Raw genomic sequence first — 11,914 nt, 5'->3', positions numbered from 1 at the left:
CTATATTGGTGCGCAACATTGGACGGAACCGATAGGCCGTAAGTATCGAGTCCATCTGACTTTCTGTGTGTTCCGAGAATAAAAGCGTGCTTTCTGACCACTAGCGTCAGTTATTTAGCACCTTTGTCTTTATAACTAGGAATCACTATGAATCAAATTACTAAACTGACTCAGTTTGCGTCCATGTTTTTTATGACGCTTGCTTTGAGTTTGCTCTCTCTGAATATTTCAGCTCAAACTCCTGATACAGGTTGGCTGACCAACCCACAACATCCTCCAGTGCAAACGCGCTTTGTGCTCACTGGTCAACAAGATCCGCAAGCCAAAACACTTACAGGTTATTTGGATGTCAAGTTAACCGGAGACTGGAAAACTTACTGGCGTTCACCTGGTGAGGGCGGCGTAGCACCATCTATTGATTGGCAAAATTCACAAAATTTATCCAAAGTGGATTGGCAATGGCCGCACCCACAAAAATTCGAACTATTAGGTATCGAGACTCTTGGGTACAAAGGCGACACTTTGTTCCCCATGACGCTGCACGTCGAAGACATGTCCAAACCTGTCACGATTGATGCGGTACTGACACTTTCTTCTTGTACGACGATTTGTGTGCTGACGGACTATCAAATTCAATTGACGTTCTTGCCTTCTGATCTAACAGTCGATGAAGACGTGATGTTCAGTTACGCTCAAGCAGTGAGTAACGTGCCGCAGCCATCGCCGTTTATTGATGTTACTCAGGCGAGTTGGGATGCGAACCAATCGAAACTACAAATCAAGTTAAAGAACAGTCAGGGTTGGCAACAACCACAAGTGCTGGTGGATGGTGTCGATGAAGCAACGCGAGACTATAGCTTCAAGCTTGAAGGAATGCATCAAGAAGGAAACATCGTCACCGCGAGCTATATCGTTGATACTTGGCTGGGCGATGTGGAGTTAGATGGTCAGTCGCTGTTTGTGACCATCAAAGACACTAATTTACTAGCAGAAGAAACCACTCAAGCAACTGCTGAGGCAATAGTTGAACCGTTGCCGAGCACGTCTCTAACGAGTGTTTTTCTATTCGCGTTGCTCGGCGGTTTAACTCTTAACATTATGCCTTGCGTTCTTCCGGTTTTGGGGATGAAGCTAAGTAGTATTGTTGCCGCTCAAGGTATCGAGCGTCGTCAAATTCGCGCTCAGTTTGTTGCCTCGTCACTTGGTATATTAACGTCGTTCTGGATTCTCGCTGGTTTTATTTTGGTGCTCAAACTGACAGGTAATGCCATTGGCTGGGGCGTTCAGTTCCAAAGCCCTTGGTTTTTAGGATTGATGGTTCTGGTCACAGGTTTGTTTGGCGCCAACATGCTAGGACTGTTTCAAATCCGTCTTTCGTCTGGCACCAGTACATGGCTCGCGTCGAAAGGTGATAACTCTCTAGTGGGTCACTACGTTCAAGGGATGTTTGCAACCTTGCTTGCTACGCCGTGTTCTGCGCCTTTCCTTGGAACGGCTGTGGCGTTTGCTTTGGGTGCCGATGTGGTTACGCTGTTTGCTATTTTCACCGCCTTAGCGTTGGGGATGGCGTTGCCTTGGATTATGGTGGCAATTTTCCCAAGCATTGCGCTTAAATTGCCGAAGCCGGGTCAGTGGATGAACATGGTCAAAAACGTATTTGGTGTGATGATGTTGGCCACCAGCGTTTGGCTACTGTCTTTGATGGCCAATCACCTACCAGTGTTTTGGGCCATTCTCGCCGGTTTAGTCGCGTTTATTGTTCTGATGATTCGCGTTAAACGCGTTCATGGCGATAAAGCACTCGTGGTATCCGGCTCTGCATCGCTTATCTTAATCGCTGGCGGGCTGCTACTTGGCAGTGTCACCGCAAATCAATGGGCGACACCGCTTCCTGAGGACTTAGCGTGGCAGAAGCTTTCTAACTCGGCGATTGAAGATCACGTCAATAATGGGCGAGTGGTGTTTGTGGATGTCACTGCGGATTGGTGTGTCACGTGTAAAGCGAACAAGATCGGTGTGATCTGGCAAGATCCTGTCTACTCATTGCTGCAAAGCCCTAATGTAGCGACGTTAAAAGGGGATTGGACACATCCAGACGGCTCGGTAACTGACTTTTTACGAGCTCATGGGCGTTACGGTGTGCCGTTTAACATCGTCTATGGCCCGGCGGCGCCACAAGGTATCCCGTTACCTGTGATTCTGACTGATGATGTTGTTTTAAGCGCGGTGAAACAAGCGAGTGTGGGAACCATTCAATGAGTTCGACAAAGCAGCGTAGAACATTCCGATATTGGCTCATTCAAATCGTACAGATGGTGCTCATTGTCACCGTTATTTCTATCGCGATGGATTGGTATCGCACCAAAGATATTCCTAAACAAGAGGCACCACCATTGAGCTCCGTATTGAGCGATGGTGAATACTTCGATGCAATCGCGCAAAGTCATGAACAACCTGTCGTTGTTTATTTTTGGGCGACTTGGTGTCCCGCTTGTAAATTTGTAAGCCCAAGCGTGAGCTGGCTGAGTGATGACTACACCGTAGTTGGCGTTTCTGGCTCATCGGGACCGAATGAGCGCGTGGCGCAGTTTATGCAGGCAAAAGAATATCGTTTTGAAAACATAAACGATCCTTCAAGCGATATTATGCGTGAATGGAAAATTAGCGTGACTCCAACCATTTATATTTTAAGAAATGGTGAAGTGACCTCTATTACGACAGGCGTCACAACGCCGATAGGAATATTGGCGAGAATTTGGTTAGCTCGATAACGCTATAAAAATCCGATATTCAAAATATAGAGTATCGGATTTTTTTGTTGTCCTAAACAACCAGTCGGTCACATACCATAAAGAACTAGTCAACCAATAAGTGTCTAGATGCTTATTGCGTGTTACATTCGAGCATCGTTCTGGTTATCAAGGAGGAAACGATGAACGTAGCAAAAATGTATGATGATGTGTCGGATCGCTATCAAAAGTTGGTGGATGACAGTCACTACGTCGGTCCACGTTGGATTTCTGAGAAGTTAAAAACCTCTCCCATCGAGCAAGGCTCGGTTCTCGACCTAGCCTGTGCGACTGGCAGTATCGGACATGTCGTAAAAAGTCACTATCCAGAACTCGCCATCCATGGCTTAGACATCTCGTCCAAAATGGTTGATAAAGCGCGCCAAACTAACCTCTATCAAAGCGTCGCGGTTCATAACCTCGATGAGCCATTTTCCCCTTTGTTTGAGCAAACCTTCGACCTTATCACCGCACTTGGTTTTACTGAGTTTCTAGCAGAGCCTCAACAACTTCTGGAGTGTATTTCGCATAAGCTAACTGCGAATGGACGATGTTTTATCAGCTTTCAATACCACGATCCGGATGGACAAGATTTGCCTCGAAATACTTATAGTGGATCGGTCGTGCATAAGGCATATACCGAAAGTGAAGTTGAGCAACTCTGTCAGCAAGCTGGGTTGGAAGTGGTTTCACTAGAAAACGTGATTGGTTACGTATCTGGTGTTGGTTATGTGTGTCGATACTTGATGCTAGAGCCGAAAAAGTCACACCGCTGAAATAAGTAACAAACAAGGACTGTTTTTGAAAACACAAGATTTAACCGAGTTCGGGTCGGGCATTGAATACGATGCCCAATACGAGCAGTATTACCATTACGACATTGCTTTCATCACAAGGTTAATCGAAGAAACCAATGCTCGAAGTGTACTGGATGTCTGTTGTGGTTCCGGCATTGTCACGATTCCAGTCTCTGAGCAACTCAACGAAGCCATTGGCATTGATATTTCTGAAGGGATGCTCAAACACGCAAAGGACAAAGCCAAAAGTAGGAGTAACTTACGTTTTCTTCATCTCGACGCAACCCAGTTTTCGTTAGGTAAGAAGTTTGACCTAGCCATAATGACAGGGAATGCATTTCAGGCCTTTTTAAGTGACGACATGCTGGCAGGCGCACTGAGCTCAATATCAAAGCACCTAGAAAAAGGTGGGCGATTTGTCTTCGATACGCGGTTACCAACGCCAGAGAATCTAGAATTGGATAATGAGATGGCACTGTGGCAAACCTATGTTTCTCCAACTTATGGTGAAGTGAATTATTTAGGTATGAAGGCCGAGTATGACTCGCAAACATCCATCATGTATTTGAAGAAAGAGCGCCATTTTGAAGGTGGAGCGATTGAGTATTCCAGCATTGATTTAAAATATCGTCCGCTGGAAGACATAGAGGTTTTCCTTGAACAAGCGGGATTCAGAATCATAGAGAAGTACCAGTCTTGGTCAGCGCAAGCATTTGAGGTGAATGCCAAATCGCTTGTCTGTGTGGCTGAGAAAATATAAATCAATGTTGAGGGATACAATGCAAGGGTTTCGAATTACCACGTCGTTAGATGACATGGATTTAGACGTTATCTACCAGTTCATTTCAAACAGTTGTTGGGGAAAGGGTATTCCAAGAGAACGCTTTGAGAAGTCATTGCGAAATTCGTTCTGTTTCGCGGTTTTGGATGACGAAAATCAACTCGTTGCTTTTGCTCGGTTAATTACCGATCGTACCACGTTTGCGTACCTTGCCGATGTGTTTGTTGTGGAGGCACATCGTGGTAAAGGCATCAGTAAGTGGTTGATCTCAGAAATTGTTGCTCATCCAGAACTACAAGGCTTACGCCGTATGATGCTTGCAACCCGCGATGCTCATGGGTTGTACGAACAGTTTGGGTTCACTCCTATTGCTCCAGTAGAAAACTTCATGCAAATCTGGAAACCGAATGTTTATCAGAGCTAAATCATGATGAGAGTTGAATCTCAACAAGTGGCAATCAGACACCTCAAAACAACAGACTCTGCTCCTCTGTTTGAAAACTATTTAGGCGATGAGCAAGCATACCGCTTCCTCAATCGCCAAGCCCACCAAAATTCTAATCAAACCCTTGAAGCCATCGAAAGATGGTGCGCTCTATATGATCAAAAGTCTCCCAATCTATTAGTCTTCGCTATTGAAGAACTCACTTCTCAAACTCCTATTGGTTGTCTGGTGCTGATACCTGAGCAAGACAGCAGTGAAATCCATTTTGGTATTTCTGCTCGCTATCGGGGAAAAGGCTATGCAACCCAAGCCTGCAAACTTGGCGTTGTCTACCTGCAAAGCTTAGGTATAACGCGCATTCGCACTGCCCCGCATATTGAAAACCACGCAAGTATTCGTGTGTTGGAGAAATGTGGCTTTATCAGCCAAGGCATTTTAAAAGCGCATGCGGTTTTTCCAGCTTTAGGACGTAAGGCGCAAGACTGTATGGATATGCGATTGGAGGATACAGAATTGCGCCATTTTGCACATTGTTCAGAATAAAATGGGTGGCGGTTGAAATGAGCGGTTACAGAGCTTGTTAGTCGCCATCGTAGACAGCGTCTTTGCTGAATGATTCCTCGAGATTTTTTAGTCTTTGATTGTCAGAGACGACTGACAAAACCATACCAACTGTGACAACCAAACCGCTATTAAAGCAGGATATTATTCCTTCAACTTTGTGTTTTAGGAGTAGTCATTAGACTACCCAATAATTGTTGGAATAAATAATGACGAAACGTTGGCTTGTCTCCGCTGTGAGCATCGCGCTGCTCGGCGGTGGTACGTATTTCTATCTCCAATCTGCTGCTCAACCAGAATTGCTGCCTACATTGATTGTGGAAAAAGGCACGATTGAAAAACAAGCGGTGGCTGTTGGTAAAATTGTCCCTGCACACTCTGTGTCTATCAAGTCACAAATCGACGGTATTGTCGGTGAAATTTACGCGAAAGTTGGTGAAAAGGTGAAGCAAGGCCAGCCGCTGATCAAAGTGCGTCCAAACCCAACCCCCCAAGCATTAACGGATGCATCGGCAGAGCTCATGCGTAGCGAAGCCGATCTGGAATCCGCCAAACAAAAACTGTCTAACCTAGAAAGCTTGGTCAAGCAGGACATTATTCCAAGTAACTACGACGAATACGTAAGTGCGCGCTCGGCAGTCAAATCTGCGCAAGCGGACGTATTGCAAAAGCGCCAGAATCTCGAACTCATCCGCAGTGGTGAGGCGTCTATCGGTGATGCACGTTTAACGTCGACGATCTACGCGCCAATTGATGGCACGGTACTCAACCAGAAAGTTGAGGTCGGAGAGCCGATCATCTCGACTCAATCAAGCCAAGCCGCGACTGAAATGATGTCATTGGCCGACATGAACAGTCTGATTTTTAAAGGTAGCGTCAGTGAGCATGATGCTGCGCAGTTGTCTCCGGGAATGCCCGTTATGTTGACGGTGGCGCCTTATCCTGATGTGGCGATTTCTGGTGTGCTAACCAAAGTGGCGATTCAATCTGAGAACCTCAACTCACCAGAGGGCAATGCTTCGGCAAAAAGTTTTGATAACGGTTTTGAGGTTGAAGTGGGAGAACTCAAGATCCCACAAGATGTGTTGCTTCGTTCTGGTTTTTCATCGACGGCTCAAATCATTCTGAAGAAGTCTGAAAATGTGCTCACTCTACCGGAGCGCGCTCTGCAATTTGATGGTGACGCACCGAATGTTCTGATCCCCGACAGCTCAGAACAAGGGTTTCATAAACAATCTGTGAAACTCGGTCTGTCAGATGGCATCAATGTCGAAGTGCTTGATGGCGTGGAGCTTGATGAAGAGGTCATCGACAACAGCATGATGGGAGCGGCGCATGGTTAAGCTGCAACGATCAACAATCGCCTTTGCATTGTTGGCTGCCACGCTCAGTTTGCCGACCTACGCAATTTCTATTGAACAAGCTTGGCAACAAGCAAAGCAGAACGATCCTAATTACGAAAAAGCGAAAATCGGCGTCCAGCTTGGCGAGGTTGGCGTACAGAGTCGCCGCAGTGCGTTATTGCCGGGTTTAAGTGCCAGTGCGTCAACGGATTGGAATGAGTCCTCAAGCCATTCCAACAGTTACGGCGCTACCTTATCTCAAACTATTTGGGATAGCAGTTTGTGGTCGGAACTGGATCAAGCGAATGCCAATTATCTCAAAGCACAGTTAGAGCTATCTCAATCGCATAACGAGCTTGCGCAGAAGTTGCTCACCGCTTACCTAGATGTGGCAAGCGCACAGGGCGACCTCAAATTGGCGCAGTCCAAGCTGGAGGAGGGGAAAGAACTTCTCAACATCATTGAGAAACGCTATCGAGCAGGCAAAGTGAAGTCGGTTGATGTTGAAGAGATGCGAGCGAATCAAGTCTCTGAGCAAGCAAGTATCCTCAATGCAAAAGCCGATCTCGAAGTGAAAAAAGCAGAGCTTGCGGCGTTAATTAATCAAATGCCGGAGAGTGTCGACCAAATTCGAACGGACTCTTTAATTCAGCCTCCGATGCTGGTGGACTCTCAGGAGCAATGGCTAAAGCTGGCGAAAGACAGTAGTCCAGAGCTGTTGGTGGCGGCGCAGATGGTGAAAGCGAGCGAGTTCGCGAAAGACTCAGCTAAAGGTGGATACTACCCAACCGTCAAAGGCAGTGTGGGCTACAGCGATGGTGACAATCGTTCAAACGGCGAGTTTAACGCTGGGATTAGTTTGAGTTTGCCGATTGATCTCAATGGTGCAGTGCGAGCGAAAGTGGACGAAGCATCGTTGAACATTTTAAGTGCCAAGCAAGAAATGCGTAGAGTGGAAATTGATATTCAGAAACGAGTTATTCAGCAGTTTACGCAGGTCGATATCAACTGGAATCAAGTTTTGATAGCGAACGAGCTGGTTGAGTCGCGCGCCAGAGTGTTGCAAAGCAAAGAGAAACTTTACGACGCTGGTCTGCTTGAAGTGTCGGAAGTTATCAGTGCACACAACAGCTTGTTTGAGGCGAAAAACAGTCTGCAAACCAACTTGTACAGCTACTGGCGTAAGAGAATCGGCTTACTGCAAACCGCAGGGAAACTCGATGACGATACCATGGCGTTGATCTCTCGAGCTTTTCATTCATGAGCAGTCTATTGCAACAAACTTGGCAAACGTTGATGGCGCACCGCATGAAGAGCGTTCTAGCCATTATCGCGATTGCTTGGGGCGTGATCTCTGTGGTGGTGTTAATCGCACTTGGCGAAGGCTTTTATCGCCATCAGACCCAGTCGTTTTCCTTTATGATCAACAATGTGCAAGTGGTGTTTCCGTCGAGTACCAGTAAACCGTGGCAAGGGTTACCTTCAAGACGCCAAATTGATATACCACAAGAAAAAGTCGACATGATCAAACAGTCGGGCTTCGTGCAACAGGCGTCGAGCGTTTACGCCAAATGGGATGCGAATATCACCAATCTCAAAGGACAGAATTTATCGAGTACGGTCAGCGGTATTGATACGTCTTACTTTCCTTTAATGCAACGCAAGCTGCAATCCGGTTCGAGAAACCTGTCACCAAGTGATATGGACAACCACACTCGCGTGGCGGTGTTAGGCGATCAAATTGCGCAAATGGGCGGAATCCAAATCGGAGATAGGCTCAAAGTCAACGGCATTCCGTTTTTGGTGATGGGGATAACCGTAGGTGAGGACACTGGCATTTCATTCGGCGATAGCCGCACGGTTTTCATTCCTCAAACAACGTACCGCGATTTGTGGGATGCGAAACCTTGGATGATATTGATGAAGCCGAGAGAAGGGATGGATGCATCGTCATTTCGACAAAATATCGTGAACTTTTTCGCCAAGCAGCTTCATTTTGACCCAAGTGATAAAGATGCGGTCGAATTACCCGATTTTAGTGAAGGTGCGGCGGTCATCAGTGGAATTTTGCGTGGCATTCAGATTTTTCTCGGAGCGAGCGGCGCGATGACCATGGCGGTCGGTGCGCTTGGCGTTGCCAACATCATGTTTTTATCTGTCACGGAGCGCACGCGTGAAATCGGTGTGCGTTTGGCGATCGGGGCGACTCAAAAATCCATACTCAGTCAGTTTATTCTTGAAGGGCTTATTTTGGTAGCCGTGGGCACGGCATTAGGCCTGATGTTTTCGTATGCAGTGGTATCTGTCTTAAGCAGCATGGCATTACCGGAATGGATTGGTTTACCTGTGATCACGCCAGATTCCATTGCTTGGTCTTTACTTGTGACGCTTATCTTGGCATTGATGGCGTCGTATTTCCCAGCAAGGCGAGCATCGCGTCTCACGCCAGTCATTGCTTTGAGTGCGAGGGCTTAGTCATGTTGTTACCGATGAGACAAATTTTCCAAGAAATGGCCGCAGAAAAGCTGAGATTGGGTTTGACCATTCTGGCTGTAGCGTGGGCGACCCTCTGTATCGCTGCTATGTTGGCGGTAGGTGAGGGTGTTCGTCAGGGCGTATTGAAAACCGCACAAAATGGTAACGGCAACTTGATCTATTTGACCGGAGGGATGGCCACCGTCGACCACGGTGCTTTTCACCAAGGTAAATTTCTGACATTAAAAATGGACGATTCAGAGATCGTTCGAGCGTTACCCGATGTAAAAAGCGTTGCGCCAACTGCGAAGTGGAAAGAGCGCATCACCGTTGGTGACAGAAGCTCATGGCAAGAGCCGTTAGCAGTCACGAGCGAGTTTCAATCCATGACCAATTTGGTGCCGATGGCGGGGGGACGATGGTTAAATCCACTCGATCAAAAAGAGACGCGCAAAGTCGTTGTACTGGGTTATGAACTGGCAGCCGACTTATTCAACCCGAATGAGGACTTTAGTTGGTTTGCGACAGTCACATTGCAAGTCAACCCTGTGGGGAAAAAGGTAAAAATCGGCAATGAGGAGTTCACCGTTGTGGGCGTATTGGAGAAAAACAGCGCCCAAATAGAACTGGGGGATCTTATCAACTATTCCAGCTTTGTGCCGTTAGCGACGTGGAAGCGATTTCATGTCAACGGTGAAATTGGTGGCATCAATGTGCAGCCAGAAGCGGATTTAGACCGAGAAGCCTTAGCAAAGACGATCAGGCAAGTGATTGCCCGTAAACACGGGGCAAGTGTCAGCGATGAGCAGATCGTCCAAGTCGATGATATGTTCCTTAAGCAAAAGAGTATGCAGCAGTTTCTGATAGGTTTGCAGAGTTTTCTTGGCATTATAGGCTTCGTCACGTTAGCTGTTGCTGGCGTCGGCATTGCCAATGTGATGTATGCCACCGTAAAGCGATCTACGCGTGATATCGGTGTGCGCATGGCAGTCGGTGCAACCCCAACGGCTATTCGCATGCACTATTTAGTGCAATCTTTATTGACAATGATTATGGGGGGCGCGCTTGGCTTAGGCGTGACGTACGCGCTGGTGTCTGCCATCAGTTCCATTCCTTTAGAGGGCAATGCCTTTTATGAACAACTGGGTAAACCTGTCCCGGAGCTGTCGTGGGTCGTTGTCGCGATTGTCATCCTCACCTTAGTGATCATTGGTGTGGCATCTGCATGGTTACCTGCAAACCGAGCCGCAAAAGTCAGCCCGTTGGAGGCGCTACAAAGTGAATAACAACAATAACTCTGGAGAGAACATGTCGAACAAGCCGCTTGTTGAGCTGACCAACATCTGTAAATACTACTCAAGCGGGGAGGTGGAAGTTCGCGCGCTAGACGGCGTTGACTTAACCATTAATCAAGGCGAGTTTCTTTCGATTCTTGGCCCGTCCGGTTCGGGTAAGTCAACGTTGATGAACATGCTCGGCTGTTTAGATAAGCCCACCGATGGTGAGTACCAACTTGGCGGCCAAAACGTCGCAAGTTTAAGTGCGAATGACCTGGCTGGCATTCGTAACCAAAAGATCGGATTTGTCTTCCAAAGCTTTAACTTATTGGAATACGCGACGGCGCTCGATAACGTGGCGCTGCCGTTGGTTTACTCTGGCATCAAAGCCAAAGAACGTCGCCAGCGCGCTGCCAAATTGCTTGAGCAAGTCGGGTTAGGGGATCGTTTAGACCACAAACCAAACCAGCTTTCTGGTGGTCAAAAGCAGAGAGTTGCGATTGCAAGAGCCTTGGTCAACGATCCGCAAATCATCTTAGCGGATGAACCAACGGGTGCATTGGATTCAAAATCCGGCGCAGAGATTGAAGCCTTGTTCAATCAACTCCACGCCGAAGGCAGAACCTTGATCATCGTGACGCACGATAACGCCCTAGCAGAGCGCACCAAACGCATCATCACCATCAAAGATGGTAAGGTGATTTCGGATAGGGCTCCGGAGGGAAAATAAATGAATTTTTCTTGATTGAGACTGGAGTTATTTTAAGGAAGATAGCCATGGAATGGGAGAAGCTATCTTCCTTTATTTTTATTCGCGATGTTCGCCTTGTCTCTCTTTTATCAAGTCATGCTTTTGTTCTTTAAGTAGAGTGATTGCGAGCTTAGTGTCCTCAATCAATTTACTGCTATCGTTGAGATCTTTGCTCTTCAAAGGCAAAACCAGATAATGAATGCTGCCATCCTCATTCTGTACTCCGGTAGCAATGATGACATCACCTTCTGACGCTGTACCAAAATACTCTGAAACGACTTTGGTTTCGCTGACACCGTAACTATCCAAATAGGATGATTCCGTGTTGTCAAACAAGATAGGAACCCCTTGCTTAGCTAATGTTCGCAATTGTTTTTGCTTTTGCTCGTCGAATGGATAGTCGGTTGTACTGATGTAACTTACCTGTTCAGCTTCAATAAAATCGTACAGTTCATTGCTCAATTCATTTAATGGGGCAGATATCCAAGGTGTAGCTGGAATGACGTCGGAAGTAGCGTCATTGTCATTCTGTGGTGTTGGAACGGTAACCACCTCTTGAGCTGCATCGCTCTCAGGAGGCGTTACACTTCTTGTCTCAGTTTTCTCTGTCTTGATTTGCTCGTCAAAGCTTGCGACAGAATCGCTCTGGGAATTATTGTTATTTGAATTAATTAGAAATATGGCGAGTACTGCAC

General features: G+C 46.9%; 12 protein-coding genes. 11 read left to right on the top strand and 1 reads right to left on the bottom strand.

What is annotated here, in order from left to right:
- Positions 1-147 precede the first annotated feature (147 nt).
- From CAG69_RS09940 to CAG69_RS09890, 11 genes are all read left to right on the top strand, one after another.
- Positions 148-2,259, top strand: a complete 2,112-nt coding sequence (locus CAG69_RS09940) for a protein-disulfide reductase DsbD family protein (RefSeq protein ID WP_161444003.1) — start codon at positions 148-150, stop codon at positions 2,257-2,259.
- The gene (locus tag CAG69_RS09935; protein ID WP_161444001.1) at positions 2,256-2,771 is read left to right on the top strand and encodes a protein disulfide oxidoreductase; all 516 of its coding nucleotides are present in this window, start codon (positions 2,256-2,258) and stop codon (positions 2,769-2,771) included. The genes CAG69_RS09940 and CAG69_RS09935 overlap by 4 nt, the downstream gene beginning before the upstream one ends.
- A 161-nt stretch (positions 2,772-2,932) precedes the next feature.
- On the top strand, positions 2,933-3,565 hold the full coding sequence (locus tag CAG69_RS09930) for a class I SAM-dependent DNA methyltransferase (protein ID WP_161443999.1): 633 nt from the start codon (positions 2,933-2,935) through the stop codon (positions 3,563-3,565).
- A gap of 25 nt (positions 3,566-3,590) precedes the next feature.
- Complete coding sequence (locus CAG69_RS09925; RefSeq protein ID WP_161443997.1) at positions 3,591-4,346, top strand: class I SAM-dependent methyltransferase; 756 nt, start codon at positions 3,591-3,593, stop codon at positions 4,344-4,346.
- Between the two features lie 19 nt (positions 4,347-4,365).
- Positions 4,366-4,791 carry a GNAT family N-acetyltransferase gene (locus CAG69_RS09920; protein WP_161443995.1) on the top strand — a complete coding sequence of 142 codons (426 nt, stop codon included), beginning with the start codon at positions 4,366-4,368 and terminating at the stop codon, positions 4,789-4,791.
- A 3-nt stretch (positions 4,792-4,794) separates the two neighbouring features.
- The gene (locus CAG69_RS09915) at positions 4,795-5,355 is read left to right on the top strand and encodes a GNAT family N-acetyltransferase (protein ID WP_161443994.1); all 561 of its coding nucleotides are present in this window, start codon (positions 4,795-4,797) and stop codon (positions 5,353-5,355) included.
- Positions 5,356-5,582: 227 nt separating this feature from the next.
- Positions 5,583-6,716, top strand: a complete 1,134-nt coding sequence (locus tag CAG69_RS09910) for an efflux RND transporter periplasmic adaptor subunit (RefSeq protein WP_161443992.1) — start codon at positions 5,583-5,585, stop codon at positions 6,714-6,716.
- The gene (locus CAG69_RS09905; protein ID WP_161443990.1) at positions 6,709-7,980 is read left to right on the top strand and encodes a TolC family protein; all 1,272 of its coding nucleotides are present in this window, start codon (positions 6,709-6,711) and stop codon (positions 7,978-7,980) included. Before CAG69_RS09910 ends, CAG69_RS09905 begins: the two co-directional genes overlap by 8 nt.
- Complete coding sequence (locus tag CAG69_RS09900) at positions 7,977-9,191, top strand: ABC transporter permease (protein ID WP_161443988.1); 1,215 nt, start codon at positions 7,977-7,979, stop codon at positions 9,189-9,191. Before CAG69_RS09905 ends, CAG69_RS09900 begins: the two co-directional genes overlap by 4 nt.
- A 2-nt stretch (positions 9,192-9,193) precedes the next feature.
- Complete coding sequence (locus CAG69_RS09895) at positions 9,194-10,477, top strand: ABC transporter permease (protein ID WP_161443986.1); 1,284 nt, start codon at positions 9,194-9,196, stop codon at positions 10,475-10,477.
- A gap of 22 nt (positions 10,478-10,499) precedes the next feature.
- Positions 10,500-11,198 carry an ABC transporter ATP-binding protein gene (locus CAG69_RS09890; RefSeq protein WP_202600744.1) on the top strand — a complete coding sequence of 233 codons (699 nt, stop codon included), beginning with the start codon at positions 10,500-10,502 and terminating at the stop codon, positions 11,196-11,198.
- 78 nt (positions 11,199-11,276) lie between these two features.
- Here CAG69_RS09890 and CAG69_RS09885 read toward each other — a convergent pair.
- On the bottom strand, positions 11,277-11,914 hold a 638-nt coding region (locus CAG69_RS09885), incomplete at its 5' end, for a topoisomerase I (protein WP_161443982.1).

It is taken from the genome of Vibrio sp. V43_P6S15P86 (assembly GCF_009904725.1).
Lineage (GTDB): Bacteria > Pseudomonadota > Gammaproteobacteria > Enterobacterales > Vibrionaceae > Vibrio > Vibrio diabolicus.
This window is presented reverse-complemented; position numbering and strand designations above follow the sequence as displayed.